This window comes from Bradyrhizobium sp. C9, assembly GCF_002532045.1.
GTDB lineage: Bacteria > Pseudomonadota > Alphaproteobacteria > Rhizobiales > Xanthobacteraceae > Bradyrhizobium.
Map to the genome: position 1 here is coordinate 1 of NZ_NWTG01000034.1, position 25,978 is coordinate 25,978.

The 25,978-nt window shown below is 64.4% G+C and carries 28 protein-coding genes; 10 read left to right on the plus strand and 18 right to left on the minus strand.

Going from position 1 to position 25,978, the window contains the following annotated elements; translation table 11 throughout:
- Positions 1–82: 82 nt before the first annotated feature.
- On the plus strand, positions 83–1,882 hold the full coding sequence (locus CO675_RS36165; RefSeq protein ID WP_198964866.1) for an RNase H family protein: 1,800 nt from the start codon (positions 83–85) through the stop codon (positions 1,880–1,882).
- Positions 1,883–1,966: 84 nt separating this feature from the next.
- Here CO675_RS36165 and CO675_RS36170 read toward each other — a convergent pair whose 3' ends face one another.
- A complete protein-coding gene (locus CO675_RS36170) occupies positions 1,967–3,757 on the minus strand; it encodes an outer membrane beta-barrel protein (RefSeq protein WP_198964867.1) in 1,791 nt (596 codons plus the stop codon).
- A 147-nt stretch (positions 3,758–3,904) separates the two neighbouring features.
- Between CO675_RS36170 and CO675_RS36175 the strand changes: the two genes are divergently transcribed.
- The gene (locus CO675_RS36175) at positions 3,905–4,915 is read left to right on the plus strand and encodes a KpsF/GutQ family sugar-phosphate isomerase (protein WP_097676662.1); all 1,011 of its coding nucleotides are present in this window, start codon (positions 3,905–3,907) and stop codon (positions 4,913–4,915) included.
- Positions 4,916–5,032: 117 nt separating this feature from the next.
- Here CO675_RS36175 and CO675_RS36180 read toward each other — a convergent pair whose 3' ends face one another.
- Positions 5,033–5,572 carry a carboxymuconolactone decarboxylase family protein gene (locus CO675_RS36180; protein WP_097676663.1) on the minus strand — a complete coding sequence of 180 codons (540 nt, stop codon included), beginning with the start codon at positions 5,570–5,572 and terminating at the stop codon, positions 5,033–5,035.
- A gap of 102 nt (positions 5,573–5,674) precedes the next feature.
- On the opposite strand from CO675_RS36180, the gene CO675_RS36185 reads away from it, so the two are divergent.
- Complete coding sequence (locus CO675_RS36185; protein ID WP_097676664.1) at positions 5,675–6,010, plus strand: winged helix-turn-helix transcriptional regulator; 336 nt, start codon at positions 5,675–5,677, stop codon at positions 6,008–6,010.
- Here the strand turns inward: CO675_RS36185 and CO675_RS36190 are convergent.
- The 3 genes from CO675_RS36190 to hemH all read right to left on the minus strand — a co-directional run bounded on the left by CO675_RS36190 (position 6,007) and on the right by hemH (position 8,966).
- Positions 6,007–6,453: an NfeD family protein gene (locus CO675_RS36190; protein WP_097676665.1), complete on the minus strand. Its 447-nt coding sequence runs from the start codon at positions 6,451–6,453 to the stop codon at positions 6,007–6,009. The genes CO675_RS36185 and CO675_RS36190 overlap by 4 nt on opposite strands.
- Positions 6,454–6,684: 231 nt before the next feature.
- On the minus strand, positions 6,685–7,689 hold the full coding sequence (locus CO675_RS36195) for an SPFH domain-containing protein (RefSeq protein WP_097676718.1): 1,005 nt from the start codon (positions 7,687–7,689) through the stop codon (positions 6,685–6,687).
- A 239-nt stretch (positions 7,690–7,928) separates the two neighbouring features.
- Entirely contained in the window at positions 7,929–8,966 is a 1,038-nt protein-coding gene (gene hemH, locus CO675_RS36200) for a ferrochelatase (RefSeq protein ID WP_097676666.1), read from the minus strand.
- Positions 8,967–9,079: 113 nt separating this feature from the next.
- Here hemH and CO675_RS36205 point away from each other — a divergent pair, with 113 nt between their 5' ends.
- A complete protein-coding gene (locus CO675_RS36205; protein ID WP_097676667.1) occupies positions 9,080–9,478 on the plus strand; it encodes an MAPEG family protein in 399 nt (132 codons plus the stop codon).
- 147 nt (positions 9,479–9,625) lie between these two features.
- On the opposite strand, the gene CO675_RS36210 is transcribed toward CO675_RS36205, so the two are convergent.
- Genes CO675_RS36210 through CO675_RS36220 form a run of 3 tightly spaced genes read right to left on the minus strand, consistent with a single transcriptional unit; the run spans position 9,626 to position 13,469 of the window.
- Positions 9,626–10,747 (minus strand): nickel/cobalt transporter, encoded by a 1,122-nt coding sequence (locus tag CO675_RS36210; RefSeq protein WP_198964868.1) that lies wholly within the window; start codon positions 10,745–10,747, stop codon positions 9,626–9,628.
- On the minus strand, positions 10,744–11,391 hold the full coding sequence (locus tag CO675_RS36215) for a DUF1007 family protein (RefSeq protein WP_245453068.1): 648 nt from the start codon (positions 11,389–11,391) through the stop codon (positions 10,744–10,746). Before CO675_RS36215 ends, CO675_RS36210 begins: the two co-directional genes overlap by 4 nt.
- Positions 11,392–11,393: 2 nt before the next feature.
- Positions 11,394–13,469 carry a M3 family metallopeptidase gene (locus CO675_RS36220; protein WP_097676669.1) on the minus strand — a complete coding sequence of 692 codons (2,076 nt, stop codon included), beginning with the start codon at positions 13,467–13,469 and terminating at the stop codon, positions 11,394–11,396.
- 130 nt (positions 13,470–13,599) lie between these two features.
- Between CO675_RS36220 and CO675_RS36225 the strand changes: the two genes are divergently transcribed.
- The gene (locus CO675_RS36225) at positions 13,600–13,860 is read left to right on the plus strand and encodes a hypothetical protein (RefSeq protein ID WP_502693440.1); all 261 of its coding nucleotides are present in this window, start codon (positions 13,600–13,602) and stop codon (positions 13,858–13,860) included.
- Between the two features lie 396 nt (positions 13,861–14,256).
- Here CO675_RS36225 and CO675_RS36230 read toward each other — a convergent pair whose 3' ends face one another.
- Positions 14,257–14,523 (minus strand): hypothetical protein, encoded by a 267-nt coding sequence (locus CO675_RS36230; RefSeq protein ID WP_198964869.1) that lies wholly within the window; start codon positions 14,521–14,523, stop codon positions 14,257–14,259.
- Between CO675_RS36230 and CO675_RS36235 the strand changes: the two genes are divergently transcribed.
- The 5 genes from CO675_RS36235 (at position 14,522) to CO675_RS36250 (ending at position 18,554) form a co-directional block, all read left to right on the plus strand.
- The gene (locus CO675_RS36235) at positions 14,522–15,664 is read left to right on the plus strand and encodes a type III PLP-dependent enzyme (protein ID WP_097676670.1); all 1,143 of its coding nucleotides are present in this window, start codon (positions 14,522–14,524) and stop codon (positions 15,662–15,664) included. The genes CO675_RS36230 and CO675_RS36235 overlap by 2 nt on opposite strands.
- A gap of 130 nt (positions 15,665–15,794) precedes the next feature.
- The gene (locus tag CO675_RS36240) at positions 15,795–16,412 is read left to right on the plus strand and encodes a GNAT family N-acetyltransferase (RefSeq protein ID WP_097676671.1); all 618 of its coding nucleotides are present in this window, start codon (positions 15,795–15,797) and stop codon (positions 16,410–16,412) included.
- A 10-nt stretch (positions 16,413–16,422) separates the two neighbouring features.
- Entirely contained in the window at positions 16,423–16,590 is a 168-nt protein-coding gene (locus CO675_RS41210) for a hypothetical protein (RefSeq protein WP_198964870.1), read from the plus strand.
- Positions 16,591–16,681: 91 nt separating this feature from the next.
- Positions 16,682–17,071, plus strand: coding sequence for a RidA family protein (locus tag CO675_RS36245; protein WP_097676672.1), 390 nt, complete (start codon positions 16,682–16,684; stop codon positions 17,069–17,071).
- Between the two features lie 40 nt (positions 17,072–17,111).
- Positions 17,112–18,554, plus strand: a complete 1,443-nt coding sequence (locus CO675_RS36250; protein ID WP_097676721.1) for a homospermidine synthase — start codon at positions 17,112–17,114, stop codon at positions 18,552–18,554.
- Positions 18,555–18,688: 134 nt separating this feature from the next.
- Here the strand turns inward: CO675_RS36250 and CO675_RS36255 are convergent, their stop codons facing one another.
- The 9 genes from CO675_RS36255 to CO675_RS36295 form a co-directional block, all read right to left on the minus strand.
- Positions 18,689–19,429 (minus strand): acetoacetate decarboxylase, encoded by a 741-nt coding sequence (locus CO675_RS36255; RefSeq protein WP_198964871.1) that lies wholly within the window; start codon positions 19,427–19,429, stop codon positions 18,689–18,691.
- Positions 19,430–19,550: 121 nt separating this feature from the next.
- Positions 19,551–19,856, minus strand: coding sequence for a hypothetical protein (locus CO675_RS36260; protein ID WP_097676674.1), 306 nt, complete (start codon positions 19,854–19,856; stop codon positions 19,551–19,553).
- Between the two features lie 81 nt (positions 19,857–19,937).
- The gene (locus tag CO675_RS36265; protein ID WP_050405783.1) at positions 19,938–20,654 is read right to left on the minus strand and encodes an MgtC/SapB family protein; all 717 of its coding nucleotides are present in this window, start codon (positions 20,652–20,654) and stop codon (positions 19,938–19,940) included.
- Positions 20,655–20,698: 44 nt separating this feature from the next.
- Positions 20,699–21,718, minus strand: coding sequence for a WD40 repeat domain-containing protein (locus CO675_RS36270; protein ID WP_198964872.1), 1,020 nt, complete (start codon positions 21,716–21,718; stop codon positions 20,699–20,701).
- Positions 21,718–22,770: a CobW family GTP-binding protein gene (locus CO675_RS36275; protein ID WP_097676675.1), complete on the minus strand. Its 1,053-nt coding sequence runs from the start codon at positions 22,768–22,770 to the stop codon at positions 21,718–21,720. Before CO675_RS36275 ends, CO675_RS36270 begins: the two co-directional genes overlap by 1 nt.
- 108 nt (positions 22,771–22,878) lie before the next feature.
- Positions 22,879–23,751 (minus strand): metal ABC transporter solute-binding protein, Zn/Mn family, encoded by an 873-nt coding sequence (locus CO675_RS36280; protein WP_097676676.1) that lies wholly within the window; start codon positions 23,749–23,751, stop codon positions 22,879–22,881.
- A gap of 5 nt (positions 23,752–23,756) precedes the next feature.
- A complete protein-coding gene (locus tag CO675_RS36285) occupies positions 23,757–24,626 on the minus strand; it encodes a metal ABC transporter permease (RefSeq protein ID WP_097676677.1) in 870 nt (289 codons plus the stop codon).
- A 5-nt stretch (positions 24,627–24,631) separates the two neighbouring features.
- Positions 24,632–25,387, minus strand: coding sequence for a metal ABC transporter ATP-binding protein (locus tag CO675_RS36290; RefSeq protein WP_198964873.1), 756 nt, complete (start codon positions 25,385–25,387; stop codon positions 24,632–24,634).
- 2 nt (positions 25,388–25,389) lie between these two features.
- Positions 25,390–25,584: a hypothetical protein gene (locus CO675_RS36295; RefSeq protein WP_097676679.1), complete on the minus strand. Its 195-nt coding sequence runs from the start codon at positions 25,582–25,584 to the stop codon at positions 25,390–25,392.
- Positions 25,585–25,978 lie beyond the last annotated feature (394 nt).

Genomic DNA, 25,978 nt, shown 5'->3' on the forward strand with positions numbered 1-25,978 from the left:
GTGCTGAAGACGGTGCAAATCAATACGCCGTCCGAGGTCCTGTTGAGCATCAGTGAGCTTCAGAGGTAGGGCGAGGCAACCGATGTCGCCCACCAACAGAGAGAGTTCGATGGGCCGGCTTTTTGACAAGGCGACAGAGCGTATCTCGCTGCGGAACGCGTGGTATCGAATCAGGAGCAACGGCGCCAACTCGGTCGCGAGCGAAACTCGGGTCGCCGTCGAGATGTTCGGTCGGGATGTCGAAAGAAACATCCATAAGATTCAAAAGCGAATTCGAGCAGGAACGTTTGAATTCGACCCACAGAAGGGAGTTCTAAAAAAGAAGGCGAATGGGGGTAGCCGTGGAATTGTTATGGCGTCGGTTCAAAATCGGATTGTGGAACGTGCATGGTTAGATTGCCTGCAAAGCCATTCCGCGTTCGTAAGGAGCGTCATCAACCAACCTACCAGCGTAGGCGGTGTCCCCAACCGAAGTGTCCCGCACGGCCTCAAGCTGATCCGCGACGCCTTCGACAATGGCAAGGCATTCTACGCAAGATCGGATATCTCGGGCTTCTTTGACGGGATACCGCGTGACGCGGTTCTTGCGAAAATGCAAGGCGAGATCGACGACCCCAAATTTATGCAAGTGCTACGCGGCGCTACGTCGGTGGTCCTGTCGAACGAAAAAATTCTCGGTGAGGATAGGCGGCTCTTTCCCGTTGACGAGCAAGGCGTCGCTCAAGGCTCGCCGCTATCTCCTCTTTTCGGAAACATCCTACTTCGCGAATTCGATATCCAGTTGAACGACCGAAAAATTACCTGCGTTCGCTTCATTGATGATTTTGTCCTACTCGGCGAAACAGAAGGTGCCGTCACTAAGGCATTTCGCAACGCACAGCGAACTTTGCAGAACTTCGGTCTCTCGTGTCATGATCCGTTCTCGCCATCCTCATCCCGCGACAAAGCTGGGGTAGGCCGAGCGAAGGACGGATTTGTTTTTCTCGGTTACGACTTGCGCCCTGGACTCTTTCAGCCGTCGCGCCGCGCTCGCGAAAAGCTTCTAACGAAGGTGGATGAATGTATATCCATTGGCCGCTCATCCATTGTTGAAGTCAAAAAGACATCCAATCTTGAGCAGAATCGTCAGAGATATGCGCAGACCCTGACGCTACTCGACAAAGTTATCCGAGGCTGGGGAGATGCGTTCGCTTACGGAAATTCGCCTGTAACGATGGAACATCTTGATCGTATGATAGATCAGAAGATTGATGTCTTCAGGCATTGGTTCGCGAGACAGATCGCAGATGGAGACTGGAAGACCCGGAGAAGACTGGGTGGCGTTTGTCTGCTTACTGACATTCGCGCCAAAGACCTGAATGACGCCCCCTTTTCAGTCGAACCTGGAAAGCGCTTTGCTCGATCATCGAGCACAGCCACGATTTCAACGGACGGCTCAATCATCTCTATGGGCCGACGAAGGGGTAAGGACCAGGGGCCGGGTGGCTGGGCATTCGTTGTCCACGAAACCAATGAAGAGGTTGGCGGGTCGGTCTCCTCTACGACCAATAATCAAATGGAGCTTCTGGCAGTCATAGAAGCGATCAGGTACATCGATCCAAATCGCCCAGTAATTATCCGAACTGACTCGCAATACGTGACGGACGCAGCCAACGGGCGAACGGTAGTTAAACAAAATGCGGACCTATGGAAAGAGTTCAATGAACTCAAGAAGTCCCGAAGAGTGAAGGTTGTTTGGGTAAAGGGACATGCGGGCGACCCGTTCAATGAGACGGCAGATCGTCTTGCACAGGCGCATGCCCGCCTCGCAAGAACGCAAACCCTACAGACACTTGCTTCAGCTGCCGTAGCTGCTTCGCCAGTTGTGAAAACTGCTGCCTAACGGTTTTCGACGGACTCTATCCGGTTCGTTCGAACCTTGGACACTGAGACCATCGCACCAACAGTGCGTTCTCCGTAGGGACCCTTAGTTCTGCACCCGCACGCCCAGCATCACCACCGTCGACGACGAGCTCTGTCCGGCGAGGTTCGAATCCAGCCAGTCGCGGCGCACGGTGCCCTTGATCCAAAGACTGCGGGTCATCTTGTAGATCAGGTCGGCGGACACCGAGTAGATCGTGTCGTTGCGGTTGTCGCCCTTGTACTCGAACGTACCGTAGGTGAACTTGCCGATCGCGGTCAGCCAGCGGCGGAAGTCGTGGTCGACCTCGACGGTGTAGGTGCGCGACAGCACGCCGGAGGTGCCGGGCAGCGTGGTCTCGCCGAGCTGGGTGTCGGAATAGAATTTCGCCGTAGTGAGCGGCGTCGCGGTCCAGGTCAGCGAAGCCGTGGTCAGCAACCCTTCTAGTCGGTTGAGCCGCGTATCGGCATAATCGCGCATCGCGTAGCCGATCGAGACCTCGCCGAACAACAGCCGCGTGAACTCGAACGAGGTGCCGGCCTTGGCGTAGCCGCCCGATGAATCGCGCGCGTAACCGGCGCGGTCGAGAAAGAGATCGTGGACGCGGCTGTCGCCCTGCACCTCGATGAAGGGCTTGACCGCCGGGTTGAGCTCATAGCTGACGCGGCCAATACCGCCATATTGCGTGAAGTTGCGGTCGTCGTTCGACGACGAGGTGCCGTCGGTCAGCTTCGACCATTGATAGTCGGTGCGGTCGACGGTGGCGCCGAGCGAGACCTGCATGCGGTTGAAATGCTGGTCGATGCCGAAGGTGCCGCCGACCGTCGAGTAGAGCGGATATTTGGCGAGCCCGGCCTGCACGTTCGGGCTGCCCGGATTGTCGGTCGAAACCAGCATGCGGGCCTGCGCCGTCAGATGCGTGTCCCTCGACACATCGAGACGGCCGTCGATATGGCCGGTGAAGCTCGGACGGTCGACGTCGAGCGGCGCCGACAGCGGCGTGCCGTCGATCGGCGTGAGCTGGGAGCCGTAGCCGATGAAAGAGCCGCGCAGATCGGCGACGACGGCGTGGCGCTCCCAGTCCGACATCGCGACGAATTCCGGCGCGACCATGTAGAACGCCTTGCCCTGCGGCGAATTCAACCGGCCCGGATTGGTATCGTAGCCCGCCATCACCTCGACTGCGGTCTTGACCATGAACGAGCCGGCGTAATCGCCGACCGCGCCGAACGGATCGTCGTCGAGCTTGAGCCGCCGGCGCGGCGGCTGGCCGACGATGGTGCCGGCCATCGCGGGCGGCAGCGGCGGCTTGCTGGCGGTCTCCGACGGCGGGATCGACAGCCGCAACTGCCCGGCCGCGGTCAATGGCGGCGCCGTGGGCACCGGCGAGCCAGGCCCCGGCGGCGGCTTCGGCTTGGCCTGGCCCGGATAATATTTCGGCTTCAGGCGCTTCCGGTTGAGCGAGTCATAGCCTGATGTCGCCGCGCCATTGGCGGCAGGAAGACCGTAGGTCGGGACCTGTCCGACACGGTCCGTGGTTGATGTCGACGAAGACGAGGCACGCCGGGCAGGATCGGCGTCGGGCAGCTTCAAGCCGTTGAGCGGATCCGTCGCATCGGCCGTGGTCCGGCGCAGCGGCGAGTCCTGGGTGATCACCTGGCTCTGCCGGTTCGGGCTGAACAGGTCCGGTGTCACGGTCTGGGCGTTGGCGAGCCCGGTCGTCGCGGTCAGCGAAAAAGTCGGCAAAAGGCATGGCAAAACCACGCGAATGAAGCGTCCGCGCCGATTTGGGCCGCTTGCTGGCCGCCGCCACACGATGGAAATACCCCAACGAATCCATGCACTTGACGTACGCATCTCGCCGGGCGGCGAAAAACGTCGTTAATGGAGTTAAAACAATTATGGTTAATGAGCCGTTGAGGATCCGCCGGCGCGCGTCGCATCGCGGAATCGAACGTGCTAAGGGAGACGCCCGGGTGCAAAACCCCTCCCCTGGAATCCGAAATGGCCAAACCGAAACCGCTGATGACCAAATCATCCGGCCCCGATGACGGCGCCGTTCAGTCGGCGCTCCGCACCCTCGATGCCGAAGCAAGCGGCGTCGCTGCGCTGTCTGCGGCACTCAAGTCCGACCTCGGTGCGGCGTTCACGGCGGCGGCCGAACTGATCCGCAAGGCCAAGGGACGGCTGATCGTCACCGGGCTCGGCAAGTCGGGCCACATCGGCCGCAAGATCGCCGCGACCTTCGCCTCGACCGGTACGCCGGCGTTCTTCGTGCACACTGCCGAAGCCAGCCACGGCGACCTCGGCATGATCACGGCCGACGACGCGATCCTGGCGCTGTCATGGTCCGGCGAGCAGCCGGAGATGCGCAACCTGATCGCCTATGCCGCACGCTTCGGCATCCCGCTGATCGCGATGACCGCCGACAAGGACTCGACCCTGAGCAAGGCGGCCGACGTCCAGCTCACCATGCCCAAGGCCCGCGAGGCCTGCCCGCACAATCTGGCGCCGACCACGTCCTCGCTGATGATGCTGGCGCTCGGCGATGCGCTGGCGATCGCGCTGCTCGAAGGCCGCGGCTTCACCTCGACCGATTTCAGCGTGCTGCATCCGGGCGGCAAGCTCGGCGCGCTGCTGAAATATGCCCGCGACCTGATGCACAGCGGCGAGGCGCTGCCGCTGAAACCGCTCGGCACCAGGATGTCGGACGCGCTGGTCGAGATGACCTCGAAGGGTTTTGGCTGCGTCGGCATCGTCGACCGCCACGGCCATCTCGTCGGCATCGTCACCGACGGCGATTTGCGCCGGCAGCTGACGCGCCCCGAGCTTTTGACGCTGTCGGTCGACGAGGTCATGACCAAAACCCCGAAGACGATCGGCCGCGACACGCTGGCCGGTGAAGCGCTGGAACTGCTCAACGCCTCGAAGATCACGACGCTGATCGTGACCGATGCGAAGAAGCCGGTCGGCATCATCCATCTGCACGATCTGCTGCGCGCCGGCGTGGCGTAAGAGTCGCGGTCCGTAGTCGTAGGGTGGGTTAGCGAAGCGTAACCCACCGCTTCTTGCTCGGACATGGTGGTGGGTTACGCCTTCGGCTGACCCACCCTACGAATCTCGCAATGACGGCTAGCTCGGAAACCGCGCCGCGGTCGCCTCCAGCGGCAGCGCCAGCGCGTTGGCGAGGTAGGAGACCGTGCGGTAGAAGCCGCACAGCAGGATGATCTCCAGCACCTGATCTTCATCATAATGCGCTGCCAGCGCTGCGTACTCCGCATCATCCAGCGTCGCGCGGGCATGCAGTGCGTCGACCGCAGCGATCAATGCCTGTTCGGCCGGCGACCAGCAGTCGGCATCGGCCGCACCGCGCGCGGTGGCGTGGATCTGCTGCTCCGACAGCGCGGCGGCGGCGCCGAACGCGGTGACATGCACGCCCCATTCATATTCGCATTTATTAAGCGCGCAGGTGCGGTCGATCACGATCTCGCGCTCTCGCAACGGCAGCGGTCCGCGGTCGAGCAGGCTGCCGCCGCGAAACTTCTCCCAGGCGCGCGGGTGCCCCGCCATCATGCGGAACAGCACCAGCGGCGGCTTGCCACGCATGATGCGGTCGAAATGCTGTTGAACGTCCGCCGCATAGGGCGGATCGAGCGGTGCGATGCGTGACATGGGTTGATCCCGTTGCTACATTTACTGTAGCGAAACGCTACAATATCTGTAGCGAGCGACGCAAGAGAGATTTGCGCAAGCCAGATTCAAGGGGGTCGCGAGATGGCGAGGCAGGTTCCAGCAACAAAATCCGGCGTCCGCGGCTCACGGACCGGCCGCCCGATCATGGCGCTGCTCGATCTGCTCGGACGGCGCTGGACCTTGCGGATCGTGTGGGAGCTGCGCGACGGCGCGCTGACATCGCGCGCGCTGCGCACCGCCTGCGACGAGGCCTCACCGACCATCCTGCAGACGCGGTTGACCGAGCTGCGCGAGGCGGGCTTCGTCGAGCTGACGGAGGATGGTTACGGCCTCACCGCGCTCGGCCGGGAGCTGTTTGCGACCTTCACGCCGCTCCAGCGATTCGCCGAGCGCTGGAGCAAGCAGGACCGCAGCTAAACCGCCGCCACCGTCAGGCTCGCGCCGTCGGCGCGGACCACCTTCACCCGGCTGCCGGCCGGCGCATCGGGACCGGCGACGCGCCAGACCGTGTCGTCGATCCGCACCGTGCCTGCTCCGTCGACGATCGGCTTCTCCAGGGTGAATTCGCGGCCGACCAGGGCTTCGTTGCGGCGGTTGAGGAACGGATTGGTCTTGCTCGCCTCGGTCGCGCCTTTGGCAAAATGCCGCCATGCCGGCACCGCCAGCGCTGCGAACACCGCGAACATCAGGAGCTGCATTTGCCAGGACGGCGTGAAGACGAATGACAACAGCCCGACCAGCAGCGCCGCGAGCCCGAGCCAGAACAGGAAGACGCCTGGCGCCGCGAGCTCCAGCGCCATCAGGATGAAGCCGAAGATCAGCCAGTTCCAGGTACCCAACGTCGAAAACATCTCGGCCATGACGTGACCTCTCAAATGTCAAAAGCCCCTCTCCCCTTGTGGGAGAGGGGTTGGGGTGAGGGGTAACAGTCTCTCCGCGGAGAGAGACCCCTCACCCGGATCGCATCTAGCGATGCGACGCAGCCGAAGCTTCGCTTCGGCGTTCTCAAGTACGGCCGCCAAAGGCGGCCTTTGCCTCTCCCACAAGGGGGGAGGTGAAATGAGTACGCCGCACGATCGCCCGTCACGCCCTCACCGCTGCGGCGGCACCGGCGGTGGCGGGGTCGGACCGGCCGACGGCACCGATCCGCCGCGCCGCGCGGCAGCCGTGGCTGATGCCGCGCTCTCGCCAAAGGTGGCGCGGGCGATCTCGCCGATACCGGCGAGCGAGCCCAGCACGCTCGTTGCCTCGATCGGCAGCATCAGGATCTTCTGGTTCGGCGACTCCGCAAGTTGCCCGAACGCCTTGATGTACTTGTCGGCGATGAAATAGTTCAGCGCGGCGACGTCGCCCTTGGCGATGGACTCCGATACCATTTGGGTCGCCTTGGCTTCGGCCTCGGCGAGACGCTCGCGCGCCTCGGCGTCGCGGAAAGCGGCTTCGCGGCGGCCTTCGGCTTGCAGGATCTGGCCTTGCTTGGCGCCTTCGGCGCGCAGGATTTCGGACTGCCGCTGGCCTTCGGCCTGCAGAATGTCGGCGCGCTTGACGCGCTCGGCCTTCATCTGTCGGCCCATCGCCTCGACGAGGTCGGCCGGCGGCACGATGTCCTTGATCTCGATGCGGTTGACCTTGAGGCCCCAGGGCGAGACCGCGGCGTCGACCACGCGCAGCAGCCGCTCGTTGATCTCGTCGCGGTGCGACAGCACCTGGTCGAGGTCCATCGAGCCCATCACCGAGCGGATGTTGGTCATGGTCAGCACGATGATCGCCTGGTTGAGATTGGCGACCTCGTAGCTCGCCTTCGCGGCATCGAACACCTGGAAGAACGCGACGCCGTCCACCGTGACGGTGGCGTTGTCCTTGGTGATCACCTCCTGCTCGGGGATGTTGATCACCTGCTCCATCATGTTCATCTTGCGCCCGATCCGATCGAAATACGGCACGATCAGATTGAGACCCGGTGACAGCGTGCGGGTGTATTTGCCGAACCGCTCGATGGTCCAGTCATAGCCCTGCGGGACGGTCTTGATCCCGGCGAACAGCGTGACGATGACGAGAAGAACAAACGCGATCGCGAAAATGTCGAAGCCAGTCATGAAGTCCTCCAAGGCACCGCGAGACCCGCGAGACCGTCGCCAGGCACGGTCGTGCATTGGTCGGCAGGACCGCTCCGCCGGTTCAGCCGGCTGTCGTTCTCTCTAGCACATAGGAAGCGGTTGTCGGACTGCCAGATGCACGCAAGCTGAACGGCGGATGCAGCAAGCCTGAACGAAGCACGGTGTCCGCTGTCACGGATCGTTAACAATCAGATCCAGCCCGCTTGGATCAAGCCTTGCTAGATCCAGCCCTGAAGCTCGCGCAGCACGAGCTGACGGATCACGTCCATGCCGCCGTCGCTGTCGTTGAGGCAGGGGATCGCGGCGAACTGCTCGCCGCCATTGTGCCGGAAGATCTCGGCATTCTCCTGCGCGATCTCCTCCAGCGTCTCCAGGCAATCGGCGGAGAAGCCGGGCGTGACGACGGCAATTCGCCGCACGCCGTCCCTGGCCAGCTTCTCGACAGTCTTGTCGGTATAGGGCTGCAGCCACTCGGCATTGCCGAAGCGCGACTGAAAGGTGAGGAGCAGCCTGCCGACATCGAGCCCGAGCCGCTTGCGCAGCGCGTTGGTCGTGGCGATGCATTGCGCCTGATAGGGGTCGCCCTTGTCGACGTATGCCTTCGGCATGCCGTGGAACGAGGCAAGGATGATCTCGGGCTGGAAAGGCAGCGTCGCGAGATGATCGTTGATCGAGGCCGCGAGCGCGTCGATATAATCTGGGTCATCGTAATAGGGCGGCGTCACCCGCAGGATCGGCTGTGCGCGCATGCCGGCCAACACGCGAAACGCCTCGTCGCAGACGGTCGCCGACGTCGCCGCGGAATATTGCGGATAGAGCGGCACCAGCAGCAGCCGGCTGCAGCCCTGCGCCGCCAGCGCCTCGATGCGCTCCTTGATCGACGGGTTGCCGTAGCGCATCGCCCAATCGACCACGACGTGGTCGTGATCGGCGATCGCCTCGGCCAGCTTGTCGGCCTGCGAGCGTGTGATGGTCTTCAGCGGCGACTCGTTCTTCTCGGTGTTCCAGATCTTCAGATAGTCGCGCGCCTTGCGGGCCGGTCGGACGCGCAGGATGATGCCGTTGAGGATCAGCTTCCAGAGCAGGCCCTGGTCCTCGATCACCCGCGGATCGGACAGGAATTCCCTGAGATAGACCCGCACCCCGGCGGCATCGGCCGTATCCGGCGTGCCGAGATTGACCAGCAGCACGCCGACGCGTTCCGGCTTCGGCGCCGCGGCGGGCTTCGCGCTCTCGAAGGGGATCACCGTGCTCATGATGGCCTTGCGCCTAAGTCCTTCGTTGGGGTCTTTGGGCTTCGCGCGTTGCTCCAACCTTGTCAAGCCGAGTGCGGGTTGGCTACGTTCCCGTCCGTGAATGGGGAGGAACCATGACGATCGCCGAATGGTGCGTCTTCGGGACGCTGCTGCTCTCGCTGCTGACGATCGTATCGGTGAAATGGGCCGGCATCCGCGGGTTCGACAATTCGAAGCCTCGCGATCCCGATTTCTACGACGACCCAATCCGCTCGCGGGCGCTCGGCGCCCACCAGAACGGCATCGAGGCCTTCCCGTTCTTCGCCTTCGCCGTGCTGCTCGCCGAATTCCGCGTCGGTCCGCTGCGGCTGATCGACGAGCTCGCCGTGCTGTTCCTGATTGTTCGGATCGCCTACGTCTTCACCTATATCGGCAACCGCCCGACGCTGCGCTCGATCCTGTGGAGCATCGGTTTTGCGATCAACATCGCGATCTTCTTGCTGCCGGCGATCAGGGGATATCTGACGAGTTAGGCACGCCGAGCCCTGTTACCCGGTCATCCTGAGAAGCCCGCGCTTGCGGGCGTCTCGAAGGATGCACGGCCCGGCTGGTGGCCGTCGATCCGTCGAGACGGCGCTGACGCGCCTCCTCAGGATGACGGATTACAGGGAGCTGCGACCCTACAAACACGTCGCCCGCTCGGCCGCGACATAGCCGAAGAGCAGCCCGAGCCCGAACAACAGCACGAGCGCGGCAGCCGCGAATTCCAGGCCGCGCATGATCACCATGCCGCCGCCGTCGCGCGCAGCGCTCAGCCGCTCCGCCACGCCGCCCGCCGACACCGCAACCAGCGCGATCGCCGCCACCGTGATGGCGGTGCCGAGCCCCATCACGAAGGTCGCGGCAACGCCGGCCCAGAACAAGCCCTGCGCCAGCGCGAACACCAAGACCAGGATCGCGCCCGAGCACGGCCGGATCCCGACCGTCAGGATCGCACCGAAGCCGCGCCGCCAGCCGCCGGGACCGGCGAGTTCAGCCGGCGTCGGCCCGTGCGAATGGCCGCAATGCTCGTCATGAACATGGTGCGGGTCGTGCCCGTGATCGTGGCCGTGATCATGGTGATGGCCGTGATCGTCATGCGCGTGGCGATGATGGTGACCATGGCCATGGCCATGGTCGTGATGATCGTGATCATGGTGGTCGTGCTGATGCGCGCCGGCCATCGCCAACGCCGGCCGCGGCGCCTGCAGCGCGCGGAGGAAGCTGCCGCCCTTGACCCAGACCAGCCGGGCGCCGAACGCCGCGATCAGCGCGTAGCTTGCGATCTCGATCGCCTTCTCCGCGCCGCACATGGTCTTCGCCGTCGCATTGAGCAGCCAGGCGCAGACGCCGACGATGGCAACCGCGACCAGCGACTGCATCAGCGCCGAGGCGAACGACAGCACGATGCCGCGCCGCGCGGTCTCGCGATTGGCGACCATGTAGGACGAGATCACCGCCTTGCCGTGGCCGGGGCCCGCGGCATGGAAGATGCCGTAAGCAAAGGAGATCGCAAGCAGCGTCCAGACCGCGGAGCCGTCGGATTTCGCGGCGCGGATGGTCGCCGACATCTCGCGATAAAACTCCGACTGTTTTGCCAACAGCCAGCCGACGATCCCGCCCTGCGGCTCCGCTGTGCGCGGCGCGCCGAACGGATTCTGCGCCAGCAGCGCATGAACCGCGCCATCCAGCACCGCCAATGCCGCCAGCACGGCAGCGGACACGGCGAGGCCCCGCATCGCGCGGGAGACGATCGGCGTCATGGGCAATCCACCGTGATCTTGTTGGCGAACATCATCGCGAAATTGCCGGCATTGCCGTCGAGGAAGTTCTGCTCGCCGAGCTTCTGCGCGGCGGCGGTGCCATCGTTCGGCCGCTCGAACGCCATCTTGCAGTCGGCCGCGGCGCCGACCAGCTTGATCGGCTCCTTCTCCGCAAACTGGAAGTCGATGAAGTAGGTCGGGTCGAACACTTCGAGCGAGAGCTGCCGGGCCTTGAACGGCGTCTTCACCGGCAGGGTGAAGTGCAGCGTCAGCGCCGAGTCCTTGTATTCGAGGAAGTAGTCGACCGGCTCGGTGAACTTCTGCTTCTTGCCGTCGCCCTTGGCGAAGGTGAAGTAGGCGTATTCCTTCAGCGACTCGACATTGGTCTGCGCCAGCGGCGCCAGCTCCTCGCGGCTGTAGGCGCCCTTCACCTTGGTCTCGATGCCCTGCAGCGCATAGGTCGAGAACATGTCGTCGAAGGTCCAGGCGTGGCGGACCCCCGTGATGGTGCCGTCAGGCGCATAGATCAGTTCGCTCTTGGCCACGATCCAGACATGCGGATGAGCCCCGGCGGCCGCCGTGCCGAGCACGACGGACACAGCAAGCGCGAGCCCGGCGATCAGGCACTTCAGAGACTGCCGCACCTTCAGGCCGCCTCAGGCGTCTCGAGCAGGCCGCGACGGCGCAGCAGCGCGTCCGGCTCGGGCTCGCGGCCACGGAACGCGACATAGGCCTCCTCGGGATCGCGCGAGCCGCCCGACGAATAGATGTCGTCATGCAGCCGTTTGGCGGTCGCCGGATCGAAAATGTCGCCGGCCTCCTCGAAGGCCCCGAACGCGTCGGCGTCCATCACCTCCGACCACATGTAGCTATAGTAGCCCGACGCATAATGGTCGCCGGAGAAGATGTGGCCAAACTGGGTCGGTCGGTGCCGCAGCGAGATCTCCGCGGGCATGCCGATCTTCTCCAGCTCCTTCTGTTCGAAGGCGCGGACGTCGCGGCTCGCCGCCGCCGGCTGGGTGTGGAATTCGAGGTCAACCAGCGCCGAGGAGACGAACTCCACGGTGGCAAAGCCCTGGTTGAACTTGCGCGCGGCGAGGAAACGCTTGAGCAGGTCGTCCGGCAGCGCCTCGCCGGTCTGGTAGTGGCGAGCGAAGCGCTGCAGCACCTCGGGCCGCTCCTGCCAGTGCTCGTAGAGCTGCGAGGGCAGCTCGACGAAGTCGGTGAACACAGATGTCCCCGACAGCGACGGATAGGTCACGTCCGAGAGCATGCCGTGCAGGCCGTGGCCGAACTCGTGGAACAGGGTCCGCGCGTCGTCGGGCGACAGCAGCGACGGCGCGCCGTCGGCGCCCTTGGCGAAGTTGCAGACATTGATGACCAGCGGCGCGACGTCGCCGTCGAGCTTCTGCTGGTCGCGCAGCAACGTCATCCAGGCGCCGGAGCGCTTGGAAGGCCGCGCGAAGTAATCGCCGTAGAACAGCGCCTTGTGCTGGCCGTCGCGGCCCTTGACCTCCCACACCCGCACATCCGGGTGCCAGACCGGCACGTCCTTGCGCTCGGCGAAGGTGACGCCGAACAGGCGGGTAGCGCAGTCGAACGCGGCCTCGATCATGTGGTCGAGCACCAGATAGGGCTTGATCGCGGAATCGTCGAAATTGGCTTTGGCCTGGCGCAGCTTCTCGGCGTAGTAGCGCCAGTCCCAGGCCGCCAGCGTGAAATTGCCGCCCTCTTCGGTGATCAGCGCCTGCAGCGCATCGCGGTCGGCGAGCGCCCGCGCCCGCGCCGGCTTCCAGACCCGCTCCAGCAGGCCGCGCACCGCCTCCGGCGTCTTGGCCATGGAATCCTCGAGGCGGTAGGCGGCGTAGGTCGGGAAGCCCAGGATCTTCGCCGTCTCCTCGCGGAGCGAGAGGATCTCCACGATGGTCGCGTTGTTGTCGTTGGCGTTGCCGTTGTCGCCGCGCGCCGTGAAGGCCTTGTAGACCTTCTCGCGCAGGTCGCGCCGCGACGAGCTCTGCAGGAACGGCTCGACCGAGGAGCGTGACAACGTCACGATCGCCTTGCCACCCTTGCCGCGCTCTTCCGCCGCAGCCTTGGCGGCCGCCACAAATGTGTCGGAGAGGCCGGCGCGGTCGCCCTCGCCAAGCTCCATGGACCACTCCTGCTCGTCGCCGAGCAGATGGTGGCTGAACGAGGTGCCGAGCTGGGCGAGGCGCTCGTTGATCGCCGCCATGCGGGCCTTGGCCGCGTCGTCGAGCCCGGCGCCGGAGCGGTGGAAGCGGGTGTAGGTGCGCTCCAGCAGCCGCATCTGCTCGCCGGTCAGGCCGAGCGAGGCGCGCTTCTCGTGCAGCATGGCGATGCGGCCAAACAGCACAGCGTTCATCATGATCGGATTCCAGTGCCGCGCCATCCGGGGCGAGACTTCCTTGTCGATCTCGAGGATCGCAGGGCTCGAATGCGCCGAGACCAGGTCGTAGAACACCGCCGAGACCTTCGACAGCAGCTTGCCGGAGCGCTCCAGCGCCGTGATGGTGTTGTCGAAGTCGGGCAGCGCCGGATCGTGGGTAATCGCAGCCACTTCCGCCGAATGGTCGGCGAAGGCCTGCTCGAAGGCCGGGAGGAAATGCTCCGGCTTGATCTCGGCAAAGGGCGGCGTCTCGAGCGGCGTCCGCCATGCCTGCAGGAGGGGGTTGGCGTGAGCGTCTGCGCTGGTTTCTGACATCGAATATCCCGTTTTTCGCCTTGAAAATGCGGCCCAATCTATATCACGCGATACGGCATTTTTGGGCCTTTTGCGCTTGATAGATGGGCACTTTTCGGAGAGATTGCGCCCCCTGAACAGGACCTATTCCATGACCATGCAGCCCTCCACCGCAGGCACCAGCCGGATCCTTTGGCCGAGCGTCATCACCGTGATTTCGGCGGCCATCCTGATCGGCGCCGAAGTGTTCGGCGCGGCCTTCGCCGGCGGCTGGGCGCTCGCGATCGCGCTCGGGCTCGGTGATTTCGGCGCACACATCCTGCAGGCCGTGCTGTTCGGCATCGGCGTCCTGATCATGATCGCCTTCATCCGCGCAGCTCAACGCATCGAGCCGTTCACGCGCCGCGCGTGAGCCGAAGCGATTCAAGAAAGCGCTGCGGCACAGGGCTTAAACGCACACGCTTCGTTAGTCATTCTTAACAGCCGTTCATCTTCAGCGCCTGCTGTGCGCGCCATCGCAAGTACGCGTTAGGGAAATTTGTCGCTATCGCAAAAAAATTCTTGCGAAGCGAATTCAAAAGACTTATTTCCTGCCTTGCCCAATTTCGCACGTGCCTGTGGTCGTGTGTCAGTCGGTAGGTATCCGGACAAGAGGCCGGACAGCCGCCAAGGGGTGGAAGAACCGAGGGTCGCTTACGTCCATCAGGACACGAGGCGGCCAGCCTCCCTCTCCAGGGATGCCGTTGAAGGTCTCACCACTCTTTGCAACCGTGACTGGCAGCCGGAGGCGAACCGGCGCACCCCGCTCTCAACGGGGGACGCGACTTAAAGCAACGACGGATCGGGCTTTTTTGGTCTCTACCGGCAGTCCAACGCCGGCGCGGGCTACTGAAAAGGCTTGTCCTTCATTGCCAGGTGAGCGGGCGGGAAACTCTCCCAACCAATCCACGGCAGCACAGTCTGGTTTGAGTCTTTTGGCTTTCGTTGCGCCTCCATCGCGCAATGCGGCCAGAGCACTCTTATCCGACGTCACGTTGATGCGGATCCCGTCGCTGGGGCCGTTGGAGAGTGCCATGACCGAACGTATCCAGGAATTCCTGCGTCACCGCCGCAGCGAAGGTCTCGACACCGAGCCGTGCCTCGTCGTCGACCTCGAGGTCGTGCGCGACAACTACCAGACCTTCGCGAAGGTGCTGCCGGACAGCCGCGTGTTCTACGCTGTGAAGGCCAACCCGGCGCCCGAAGTGCTGGCGCTGCTGGCCTCGCTCGGCTCCTGCTTCGACACCGCGACCGTCGCGGAAATCGAGATGGCGCTGGCTGCCGGTGCGACTCCGGACCGCATCTCCTATGGCAATACGATCAAGAAGGAGCGCGACATCGCGCGTGCCTTCGCGCTCGGCATTCGCCTGTTCGCGGTCGACTGCGCCGCCGAGGTCGAGAAGATCTCCCGCGCCGCTCCCGGCGCGAAGGTGTTCTGCCGCATCCTCTATGATTGCGCCGGCGCCGAGTGGCCGCTGTCGCGCAAGTTCGGCTGCGACCCGGAGATGGCGGTCGACGTGCTCGACCTCGCCAAGCGTCTTGGTCTGGAGCCGTGCGGCATCTCGTTCCATGTCGGCTCGCAGCAGCGCAAGGTGAAGGCTTGGGACCGCGCGCTCGCGATGGCCTCGACCGTGTTCCGTGACTGCGCCGAGCGCGGCATCAACCTCACCATGGTCAACATGGGTGGTGGCTTCCCGACCAAGTACCTCAAGGACGTTCCGCCGGTCCTGCAGTATGGCCGGTCGATCTTCCGCGCGCTGCGCAAGCATTTCGGCAACCAGATCCCGGAGACGATCATCGAGCCGGGCCGCGGCATGGTCGGCAATGCGGGCATCATCGAGACCGAAGTCGTTCTGATCTCCAAGAAGAGCGACGAGGACGAGGTGCGCTGGGTCTATCTCGACATCGGCAAGTTCGGCGGTCTCGCCGAGACGATGGACGAGTCGATCCGCTACGCCATCCGCACCCCGCATGACGGGGCGGACATGACGCCGTGCGTGCTCGCGGGCCCGACCTGCGATAGCGCCGACGTGCTGTACGAGAAGCTGCCGTATCCGCTCCCGGTGACGCTCGAGATCGGCGACAAGCTGCTGATCGAAGGCACCGGCGCCTATACGTCGACCTACTCGTCGGTGGCGTTCAACGGCATTCCGCCGCTGAAGACATACCACATCTAAGCCGCCTCCGTTCCGAGGCCTGATGAACCGGGAGCCGGCCCAGCCGGCTCCTTCCCGATCATTTTTGATTTTTCTGAACGACGCTTGCCGCGGCGTACGCCATGCCGTTGCAAGCGGGGACTGACGTGCCATGACTGCAAAACGGAACGACCCCGTTGCCTTCATCCGAAAAGCCGCCCCGTTCGCGATCCGTGCGGAGCGGGCTTCGGACGTCGTCGCGCGCGAAGCGCTGCTGGATGCCTGCTTTGGCGAGAACCGCCATGCCCGCATTTGCCAGCGCCTGCGCGACGGACGCGCGCCCGCCCAAGGCCTGAGCCTTGCGGCCGTGCACCAGGACGGCCGGCTGGTTGGAACCGTGCGGCTGTGGCACGTCAGCGCGGGGGGCCGCAGCGCGCTGATGCTGGGGCCGCTGGCTGTCGACGACGACTGCCGCGGCCTCGGCGTCGGCGCCGCGCTGATGCAGCGCGCGCTGGCTGTCGCCAAGACCCGCGGCCATGGCGCGGTGATCCTGCTTGGCGACGCGCCCTATTACGCCCGTTTCGGCTTCACGGCCGCCAAGACCGGCGAACTGTCGCTGCCGGGCGCCTTCGCGCGCGAGCGGCTGCTCGGCCTCGAACTGGTCGAGAGGGCGCTGGACGGCGCCTGGGGCATGATCACGCCGACCGGCGCGGCGCTACCCCAAAGCAAGGCAACCCGGACCAGGTCCCGGACCCGGAAGGCACCGCTCGCCGTGCCGCACGCGGCGTAAGGCGGGCGCCATGGCAGAGAACCTTCCCGCAATCGATGGCGCGCGCCCGCGTTGGCGCGGCCTCGTCACCACGGTCATGCTGGTCCTGATCGCGGTCATGATCGTCAGGGACATCCTGATCCGGCGCTGGACCGGCACGCCGCCGTCGCCGCCGGACACCACGCAGCAGTCCCAGTAGCGCCGGCCGCAAGGCCCAGAAGAGAGGGGTTGCGCGGGCGCCGAAAATGCCCGTAAACCCCGCGCAAAGCCATTTTCAGCCGAGGTCCGACATGTCCCGCCGCCTGATTTCCACCGGCTCGCCGTTCGAGAAGACCGCGGGCTACAGCCGTGCCGTGATCGACGGCGACTTCGCCTTCGTCGCCGGAACCACCGGCTACGACTACGCCACCATGACCATGCCGGCCGATGTCACGAGCCAGTCACGGAACTGCTTCAAGACCATCGAGGCTGCCCTGAAAGAGGGAGGCTTTGCGATGGCCGACATCGTCCGCGCGACCTACTACCTCACCGACGTCAGTGACGCGGATGCTCATTTCGCGGTCTGCGGCGAGGTGCTCGGCGAGATCCGGCCTGCCGCGACGCTGCTGATCGTCGTGGGGCTCTACAAGCCCGAGATGAAGGTCGAGATCGAAGTCACCGCAAAGCGACGCACCCCCTGATCCACCCTACCCGCCGCTCGGCGCTCTCCTGGAGAAAATGATGAGCCCCTCCTCGCAGATCTACGCGAAAATCACCGGCCCCATTGTCATGATCGGCTTCGGCTCGATCGGCAAAGGCACGCTGCCGATGATCGAGCGGCATCTCGATTACGACAAGTCGCGGATCACCGTGATCGATCCCAAGGATGAGGGCCGCAAGGCCCATTGCGAGAAGCAGAATGTCAAATTCATCCAGCAGGCCGTGACCAAGGACAATTATCGCGACCTGCTGACCCCGCTGCTCACCGAAGGCGGCGGCCAGGGCTTCTGCGTCAATCTCTCGGTCGACACCGGCTCGACCGACATCATGGAGCTGTGCAACGAAGTTGGTGCTCTCTATATCGACACCGTCAACGAGCCTTGGCTCGGCTTCTACTTCGATTCGTCGAAGGGCCCGGAAGCGCGTTCCAATTACGCCCTGCGCGAAGTGACGCTGGCCGCCAAGAAGGCGCGTCCGGCGGGCTCGACCACGGCCGTCTCCTGCTGTGGCGCCAATCCCGGCATGGTCTCGTTTTTCGTCAAGCAGGCGCTGCTCAACGTCGCCGCCGATCTGAAGCTCAATGCCCCGAGGCCGAAGACCAAGGCCGAGTGGGCGGACCTGATGCGGCAGGCCGGCATCAAGGGCATCCATATCGCCGAACGCGACACCCAGCGCTCCAAGTCGCCGAAGGAGCCGGATGTCTTCGTCAACACCTGGTCGGTGGAAGGTTTCCTGTCGGAAGGCGTGCAGCCGTCCGAACTCGGTTGGGGCACCCATGAAAAATGGATGCCCGAGAATGCGCATACCCACGAAGCCGGCTGCGGCGCGGCCATCTATCTGATGCAGCCGGGCGCCAATACGCGCGTGCGGACCTGGTGCCCGACCCGCGGCGCGCAGTACGGCTTCCTCGTCACCCACAACGAGTCGATCTCGATCGCCGATTACTTCACGGTGCATGACGCATCGGGCAAGGCGATCTACCGGCCGACCTGCCACTATGCCTATCATCCGGCCGACGATGCGGTGCTCTCGCTGCATGAAATGTTCGGCCGCGCCGCGAAGATGCAGGAGAAGCATCACATCCTCGATGAGAACGAAATCATCGACGGCATCGACGAACTCGGCGTGCTGCTGTTCGGCCACGACAACAATGCCTATTGGTACGGCTCGCAGCTATCGATCGAAGAGACCCGCAGGCTCGCGCCCTATCAGAACGCGACCGGCCTGCAGGTGACCTCCGCCGTGCTCGGCGGCATGGTGTGGGCGCTGGAGAACCCGAACGAGGGGATCGTCGAAGCCGACGAGATGGATTTCGACCGCCTGCTGGAAATCCAGCTGCCGTATCTCGGCCCGGTGAAGGGCTTCTACACCGACTGGACCCCGCTGACGGATCGTCCGGGACTGTTCCCGGAAGACATCGACACCAGCGATCCCTGGCAGTTCAAGAACGTCCTGGTGCGCTGAGAGGCCCTCCGGCAAAAATCTCAAAAACAACCCCATGCACAGTAGCCGGCGATGGGCCGGCTCGCGTCATTCCGGGCTGGCCCAAAGGGCCAGGCCCTCAGGTGCGCAATTGCGCACCGGGGAATGACAGCCGCTCACCGCGCCATGTAGTCGAACGCCACCGAGCCGAGGCCGAGCGTCAAATCCGCCTTGTAGTGCAGCGCCGAGATCACCTCGCGCACCGGCAGGCGGGCGACGTCGCACAATGCGTGCGGAAACAGGCCGAGCGCGGAGGGCCCTGTCCAGGCCTCCTTCAAGGTGATGTCGTCGAGCTGGAAGCGCACCAGCTCGCAGATCCGCGGCGTGCCGTCGACATGCGGGATGATCTTCAGGATGAAGTTCGGCGCCTTCATCGCGTTCAAGACCGTGTCGTGATCGACCTTGTGGTACTTGTAGCCCATCGTGGCGGAGGCGCAGAGCACCGAGCCGTAATGCAGCGAGCCGACCAGCACGTCGCTTTCGACTGCGATCTTCGGCCGCGCCAGCTTCTTCGGAAATCCCCACAGCTCGCGGCCGCCGGCGATCGGGGCCTCGTCATCGAGATACATCGCGTGGGTATAGGCCCCGAGTTCGCCCTTGAAGCGGACCGGGATCACCTGCCCGGTCTCGGTATAGTCGCCGAAACCGGTCGAGTCCGGCATGCGGATGAATTCGTACTTCACGACAGGCTCGGCGACCTCGAGCGGCTCCGGCACTACGGCGGCGAGCGCCTCGGGGTCGGTCTTGTAGGTGATGATGAAATATTCGCGGTCGAAGAACCGATACGGTCCCGGCGGAAACGACGGGTTGGTGAGCGGCATCGAATAGGCGGTGCGCCGGACGTCCTCGATCTTCATGAAAGGCCCCATCTGTCGTTGGCAAGACGACAGATTATGGCGGGCGCAGGCTGCGGAAGCGAGACCGTATAATCGGCAGCATCAGTCAAATGCGCGTCACAAATGCGCCTGCCGAACGCAGCTATTTCTTCTCGATCGGCGGCGCGATCTTCTCGGCGGGCGCCGGCGGCAGCGCCGGCTTGGCGCCGGCCTTCTGCGCCTCAGCGTCGGGACGCGCCGGCTCCGGCGCCGGCGTGGTCGGCCGTTCGCCGCCGGGTTTTGACTCGGCGGGCGGCGTTGTCTGTGGCGGCTGGGTTGCCTGCGCCATTTCCTGCGGCGGGGCAGCGTTGATCGCGTGCAGCGACAGCGCCGCGATCGCAACGCCGGCCACCACCAGCGTTGAGGCGATCAGCATGTCGTTCCGCAGCCTGGTCCGATCCGCAGCCATCTCGTTCACCTGAGCATTGTCGGCAAGGTCAACGATCCGGCTGCCGCATGGTTCCTGAGCAGGACTTGCAGGAACCGCGCCTCAATCCGTAGTGCTGATTTCCCAGGTGACGTGCCGCACGCCGGGCTGATGCTGCAGGTCGACCACCACGGCGTTCAGCTCGTTGGGGTCGACCGCGGTCGAGACCAGCTCCGCCACGATCTCGAGGAAGTCGTCACCGGCCTCGACCACGTTGACATCGGCGACCGGATAGTTCGCGGCCTCAAGCTTCTCCACCAGGCGGTCGCGCATGTCGGGCAGCGCCTCGGGGGTGACCGCGAGCTTGAAGTAGTAGGTCGCCTCCAGCGCCTTCTCGTTCAGCGGGATGCGGTTGATGGCGTTGACCAGCGGGCGCAGCAACGTGTTGCCGGCGATCACGAACACGGTCAGCGCCGCCGCCTGCGCCACTAGGTCGGCGCCGGCGCAGGAGCCGACCGCGGCCGAGGCCCACAGCGTCGCCGCGGTGTTGAGGCCGCGCACGTCCATGCCCTGCTTCATGATGACGCCAGCGCCGAGGAAGCCGATCCCCGACACCACATAGGCGATCACCCGTACCGCGCCGTCGGCCCCCGCCAGATGCATCGCCAGATCGACGAAGGCGGCCGCGCCGACCGCGACCAGCACATTGGTGCGCAAACCCGCGGTGCGCTGCCGGTACTGCCGCTCGGCCCCGATCAACGTGCCGAGCACGAAAGCTGACGTCAGGCTGACCAGCGTGTCGATGAAGTCGGCGAGCTGGAATGTGGTGAGAAATCGCATGACGCTGCCGATTCTTCCTCGCCCGAGAACGATGCAGCGATCTCTTACATTTCCAGGATGCCCGCGTCACCATCTTCCGTGCCGAAGGCGAGCAGCGTGCCCTTGGCATTCCATCCCAGCGCCGACACCGCCGCGCCGGTATTCCGGCGCACCAGGATCTCGGCACCATCCTCGAGCCGGACCATCAGCACAGTGCCGTCGGCATAGCCGACCGCCATGATATCGTTCTTCGGATGGCAGGCGACCACCGCGACCCGCGCCGGCATCGGGGCCAGCATCGCCGGCTCCTTGCCCATCGGGCCATCCTTGCTGGTGAATGGCCAGACGATCACCGTGTCGGCGCCCGAGGTCGCGAGCCCCTTGCCGCCGGCGCTCCATGACATCGAGCGCACGCGGCCGGGATAGCCGCTCATCCGCATGTGCCGGTTATCGGCGAGCCGCCAGCCATGCATCGCGGCCTCGTGCATCGCGGTGACCAGGAATTTGTTGTCCGGGCTGAAAGAGACCGCGAGATGCGAGCCGGCCCATTCCAGGAATTCCGGATTGGCGGCCATGTTCGGAAACCACAAGGTCACGCCGTTGTAATGCGCGATCGCAAGCCGCAGGCCCTTCGGCGCGAACGCCAGCCCGCCGACGGTCGACGGCACTTCGAAGGTTTTCTCTTCGCCCTTGGGATTGCGCACGAAGGCGGTCTTGCCGGCCGACCACGCCACGGTGCCGTCGCTGTGCAGGGCGACATTGTCGATCCAGCGCCGCTTGGCGTCGGTCGCAATGACAGAGGTCTCGCCCTTGGCGTCAATTGCGATCAGCTTGCCGTCGTCACCGCCGGTGACGAGCCGCTTGCCGTCGGAGGCCGCGCACAGAATGGCGCCGAAATGCGTCTCGGTGCGCGTGAGCTCGCCGTCGATAGTTGCGATCGCGACACTCTCCTCGGTGCCGACGAAGAATGCGCGGTCGCCGAGAAAGTGCACTGAACCGACCGCAGCACCAAGCGGAAGCGGCTTGACGCGGTCGGTGATCGACACGATGGAAGAAGGGGCCTCGCCCGGATCGAACTCTTTCATCACGTGGTGATGCACTGCTCGAAGCCGTCGCGGATCGCCTGTTCCGGCAATTCGCGACCGATGAACACGACGCGGCTTTCGCGCTTCTCGCCGTCCTTCCACTTCCGCTGGTGGTCGCCCTCCAGCATCATGTGGACGCCCTGGAACACGTAGCGATCGTCATCGCCGGTGAAGGCGAGGATACCCTTCGAGCGCAGGATCTTCTGGCCCTCGGTGGCGACGAGGTTCTGCAGCCAGGGCATGAACTTGGTCGGATCGAGCGGCTTCTCCGAACGCAGCGACAACGATTGCATGTCCTCGTCGTGATAGTGCTTCAGCCCGCCATGGCCGTGGCCATGATTATGATGGTGGTGATGATCATGGTCGTGATGGTGGTGATCATGATCATGATCGTCGCCGGCCTCGAGGAAATCCGGCTCGATCTCCAGGATGCGGTCGAGGTCGAAGGCGCCGCGCTCCAGTACGTCTGATATCCCGACCTGGCAACGCTCGGTGCGATGCAGCTTTGCGTACGGATTGATGCCGCGGATGCGGGCCTCGACCTCGGCAAGCTCGGGCTTGGAGACGAGGTCGGTCTTGTTCAGCACGATGACGTCGGCGAACGCAATCTGGTTCTTGGCTTCCGGCGCGTCCTTGAGGCGGTCGCTCAGCCACTTGGCGTCGGCGACGGTCACGACCGCATCGAGCCGGGCGTTCTTCTGCACGTCCTCATCGACGAAGAAGGTCTGCGCGACCGGCGCCGGATCGGCAAGGCCGGTGGTCTCGACGATGATGGCGTCGAACTTGCCCTTGCGCTTCATCAACCCGTCCATGATGCGGACGAGGTCGCCGCGCACCGTGCAGCAGACGCAGCCATTGTTCATCTCGAACACTTCCTCATCGGCGCCGATGATGAGGTCGTTGTCGATGCCGATCTCGCCAAATTCGTTGACGATGACGGCGTATTTCTTGCCGTGGTTTTCCGACAGGATGCGGTTCAACAGCGTGGTCTTGCCGGCGCCGAGATAGCCCGTCAGCACGGTCACTGGAATTTTTTGCGAAGCTTCAGCCATAACAACTCCGAGGAACTCTTGGTTTGAGCATGATCTTATCGGAAAACCGGACCCCACTTTTCCGCATCATGCTGGTCCGCGCTCAATCCCGGCAGGGAGGCCCCTGCCCTAGTTGGCGAGCGCGCTGGTCAGGGCCTTTATATTGTGCCTGACCATATCAATGTAAGTGGGTGCTTGGCCCTTTTCGCCCGTCAAACTGTCCGAATACAGGGTCCCGCCGACCCTGGCACCGGTCTCGGCCGCGATCCGCTCGATCAGCCGCGGATCGCTGATATTTTCCAGAAAAACTGCCGGAATTTTCGCAACCTTGATCTGGGCGATGATGGCGGCGATATCGCGTGCGCTGGGCTCGGAATCGGTGGAGACGCTGAGTGGCGAGAAAAACGTAATTCCGTAGGCGTCGGCGAAATAGCCGAAGGCGTCATGGGTCGAGATCACCTTGCGCCGCGCGTCCGGTATTTTCGTCACCGCCTCATGCACCTCGCGGTCGAGCGCCTCGAGCTTGGCCAGGTAGGCATCGGCATTGGCCTTGAAGGCGGCTGCCTGGTCAGGCGCCGCGGCGATCAGCCCGTCGCGAATGTTGACGACATAGATCTTCGCATTGGCGACGGATTGCCAGGCATGCGGATCGTCATGGCCGCCCATCTTCCGCGGCATGATCCCCTTGGTTGCCACCGCGACCGGCGCCTTGCTGCCGGAGGCTTGCAGCAGCCGCGGCAGCCAGCCCTCGAAGCCGAGGCCGTTGATGACCAGCAGCCTGGCGTCCGCGACCTTCTTGGCGTCCGCCGGCGTCGGCGCATAAACATGCGCGTCGCCGTCGGGCCCGACCAACGCCGCCACGTCGACGCTGTTGCCGCCGACATTGCGTACCATGTCGGCGACGATCGAGAAGCTCGCGACGACCTTGATGCGCTCCTCGGCGCGCGCCGCGCCGCTCGCCAGCAGCAGCACCAGACCAATCAAGCCGAACAACCGCCGCATCGTCCTCACGCCTCGAGATGGCGGCCGGGAAACAGCTGCCGGACCAGGCCGCTGACATTGCCGAACAGCAGCGACACGATATAGAGCCCCGCCGCGACCAGGATGATCGCGGGGCCTGAGGGAATCCGGGTCTGGTACGACAGCACCAGCCCGGCATAGCCCGACACAATCGCGCTCGCGACCGCGATGCAGATCATGGTGGTGATGTCGCGCGACCAGAACCGTGCGATGCCGGCGGGCAGGATCATCAGCCCGACGCCGAGCAGCGTGCCGAGCGCGTGGAAGCCATTGACGAGGTTGACCACGACCAGCGCGAGGAAGGCTAGATGCGCCGGTGCACCGGCCCGGCTCACCGTGCGCAGGAACACCGGATCGACGCATTCGATCACCAGCGGCCGATAGATCACCGCGAGCACCAGCAGCGTGATGGTGGCGTTGAACGCGATCACAAGCAGGGTCTGGTCGTCCATCGCGAGGATGTTGCCGAACAGCACATGCAGCAGGTCGATATTGGTGCCCTTGATGGAGACGATGGTGACGCCGAGCGCGAGCGAGACCAGATAGAACGTCGCAAGCGAAGCGTCCTCCTTCAGCTCGGTGGTGCGGGCGACGAGGCCGGCGAGCAGCGCCACCGCAAAGCCCGCGATCAGGCCGCCGGTCGTCATCGCAAACAGATTGAGCCCGGACAGCAGGAAACCGATCGCAGCGCCCGGCAGGATCGCATGCGCCATGGCGTCGCCGACCAGGCTCATCCGCCGCAGCATCAGGAAGACGCCGATCGGCGCACCGCCGAGCGACAGCGCGATCACGGCCGCGAGCGCGCGGCGCATGAACTCGAATTCGGTGAAGGGCGTGACCAGCGCGTCAGTCAGCATCGGCGTCAGGCGGCCCGTGAGCGCGGATCGGCGGCGCAGGCCGCGGCACTATCGTCGAAGGCTTCGCACATCCGCATCGCGACCGTCAGATTGTCCGCCGTCAGCGTCTCCGCGGTCGGTCCCCATTCCACCGGCCCGCGCGCCAAGAGCAGCGTTTCCGGGAAATTGTTGCGCACCATGTCGAGGTCGTGCAGCGCCGCCAGCACCGTGCGCCCCTCGCCATTCCAGCGTTTCACCAGCGTAAGGAGATCGGCGGTGGTCTTGGCATCGATGGCGTTGAAGGGTTCATCGAGCACGATCAGGCGGGCGTCCTGCAACAGCACGCGCGCGAACAGCATGCGCTGGGTCTGGCCGCCGGACAGCGTGCCGATCGGGCGGTTCTCGAAGCCGTTGAGGCCGACGGCGGCGAGCGCCGCCAAAATCCTGTCGCGCGCGGCCCGGCCGATGCCGCCGAAGAAGCCGGTCGAGCGCCACAGCCCGGTGCCGACAAAATCGAACACCGAGATCGGAAACGTACGGTCGATGTCGGCGGATTGCGGCAGATAGGCGATGTCGCGGTGGTCGAGCCCGTCGAGATCGATCACGCCCGACAGCGGCTTCAGCACGCCAGCGATGCCGCGCAGCAGCGTCGATTTGCCGGCGCCGTTCGGCCCGATCACGGCCAGCAGCGTGCCCGCCTCGACCGCGCCATTGAGATGATGCACCGCCGGGTGCCGGTCATAGCCGAGCGTGACGTCGCGGAAGCTGACAAGCGCGCCCATGGTCACCTCATCGCCAGCCAGACGACGCCCCACAGGCAGGCGGAGACCGCGAGCGCCGCGGCCAGCCGGGCGGGCACGGGCATGCGCAGGATCGACCAGTGCGCGGCCTGGGCCGGATGGGCGTGCGGGCCGTGGCTGTGCCCGTGGGGATGGGCGTGGCCGTGATGGTGGTGGTCGTGGGAGTGCGTATGCGCCATGGACCATCTGTTATATTATAACATAACGCGAGTCTACCAACGAGGAACTCATGGCCGCTCCGCAAAACCGGGAAAGATTCGAGCTACGCCGCCAAAGTGACGCGCTCGTCTACAGCTTTGTCCGCAAAGCGCGCCCCGATGGAACCGTCGGCTACCAGCGTCAGGACCAGGATCTACCGGCCGCCCCTGGAACGTGCCGCCGGCCGCCCAGGGCGATCACCCGCCCGAAGGCGACTGGGTCAGCCGCAAGGGGGCGAAATCGTATGTTTATAGTCTTGTGTATGTGAGCTAGGCGAAGAGCAATCGCGGCGCGATCTGTCTCAAGTTCGTCGTCTCGGCGAAAGCCAGGACCCATAACCACCGCATTCGATGAAGAACGGGACCGCGGCACCGG

Coding starts and splice junctions, on each gene's coding strand:
- CO675_RS36165 (WP_198964866.1), top strand. CDS start 83: ATGTCGCCCACCAACAGAGAGAGTTCGATGGGCCGGCTTTTTGACAAG.
- CO675_RS36170 (WP_198964867.1), bottom strand. CDS start 3,757: ATGCGTACGTCAAGTGCATGGATTCGTTGGGGTATTTCCATCGTGTGG.
- CO675_RS36175 (WP_097676662.1), top strand. CDS start 3,905: ATGGCCAAACCGAAACCGCTGATGACCAAATCATCCGGCCCCGATGAC.
- CO675_RS36180 (WP_097676663.1), bottom strand. CDS start 5,572: ATGTCACGCATCGCACCGCTCGATCCGCCCTATGCGGCGGACGTTCAA.
- CO675_RS36185 (WP_097676664.1), top strand. CDS start 5,675: ATGGCGAGGCAGGTTCCAGCAACAAAATCCGGCGTCCGCGGCTCACGG.
- CO675_RS36190 (WP_097676665.1), bottom strand. CDS start 6,453: ATGGCCGAGATGTTTTCGACGTTGGGTACCTGGAACTGGCTGATCTTC.
- CO675_RS36195 (WP_097676718.1), bottom strand. CDS start 7,689: ATGACTGGCTTCGACATTTTCGCGATCGCGTTTGTTCTTCTCGTCATC.
- hemH (WP_097676666.1), bottom strand. CDS start 8,966: ATGAGCACGGTGATCCCCTTCGAGAGCGCGAAGCCCGCCGCGGCGCCG.
- CO675_RS36205 (WP_097676667.1), top strand. CDS start 9,080: ATGACGATCGCCGAATGGTGCGTCTTCGGGACGCTGCTGCTCTCGCTG.
- CO675_RS36210 (WP_198964868.1), bottom strand. CDS start 10,747: ATGACGCCGATCGTCTCCCGCGCGATGCGGGGCCTCGCCGTGTCCGCT.
- CO675_RS36220 (WP_097676669.1), bottom strand. CDS start 13,469: ATGTCAGAAACCAGCGCAGACGCTCACGCCAACCCCCTCCTGCAGGCA.
- CO675_RS36225 (WP_502693440.1), top strand. CDS start 13,600: ATGACCATGCAGCCCTCCACCGCAGGCACCAGCCGGATCCTTTGGCCG.
- CO675_RS36235 (WP_097676670.1), top strand. CDS start 14,522: ATGACCGAACGTATCCAGGAATTCCTGCGTCACCGCCGCAGCGAAGGT.
- CO675_RS36230 (WP_198964869.1), bottom strand. CDS start 14,523: ATGGCACTCTCCAACGGCCCCAGCGACGGGATCCGCATCAACGTGACG.
- CO675_RS36240 (WP_097676671.1), top strand. CDS start 15,795: ATGACTGCAAAACGGAACGACCCCGTTGCCTTCATCCGAAAAGCCGCC.
- CO675_RS41210 (WP_198964870.1), top strand. CDS start 16,423: ATGGCAGAGAACCTTCCCGCAATCGATGGCGCGCGCCCGCGTTGGCGC.
- CO675_RS36245 (WP_097676672.1), top strand. CDS start 16,682: ATGTCCCGCCGCCTGATTTCCACCGGCTCGCCGTTCGAGAAGACCGCG.
- CO675_RS36250 (WP_097676721.1), top strand. CDS start 17,112: ATGAGCCCCTCCTCGCAGATCTACGCGAAAATCACCGGCCCCATTGTC.
- CO675_RS36255 (WP_198964871.1), bottom strand. CDS start 19,429: ATGAAGATCGAGGACGTCCGGCGCACCGCCTATTCGATGCCGCTCACC.
- CO675_RS36260 (WP_097676674.1), bottom strand. CDS start 19,856: ATGGCTGCGGATCGGACCAGGCTGCGGAACGACATGCTGATCGCCTCA.
- CO675_RS36265 (WP_050405783.1), bottom strand. CDS start 20,654: ATGCGATTTCTCACCACATTCCAGCTCGCCGACTTCATCGACACGCTG.
- CO675_RS36270 (WP_198964872.1), bottom strand. CDS start 21,718: ATGAAAGAGTTCGATCCGGGCGAGGCCCCTTCTTCCATCGTGTCGATC.
- CO675_RS36275 (WP_097676675.1), bottom strand. CDS start 22,770: ATGGCTGAAGCTTCGCAAAAAATTCCAGTGACCGTGCTGACGGGCTAT.
- CO675_RS36280 (WP_097676676.1), bottom strand. CDS start 23,751: ATGCGGCGGTTGTTCGGCTTGATTGGTCTGGTGCTGCTGCTGGCGAGC.
- CO675_RS36285 (WP_097676677.1), bottom strand. CDS start 24,626: ATGCTGACTGACGCGCTGGTCACGCCCTTCACCGAATTCGAGTTCATG.
- CO675_RS36290 (WP_198964873.1), bottom strand. CDS start 25,387: ATGGGCGCGCTTGTCAGCTTCCGCGACGTCACGCTCGGCTATGACCGG.
- CO675_RS36295 (WP_097676679.1), bottom strand. CDS start 25,584: ATGGCGCATACGCACTCCCACGACCACCACCATCACGGCCACGCCCAT.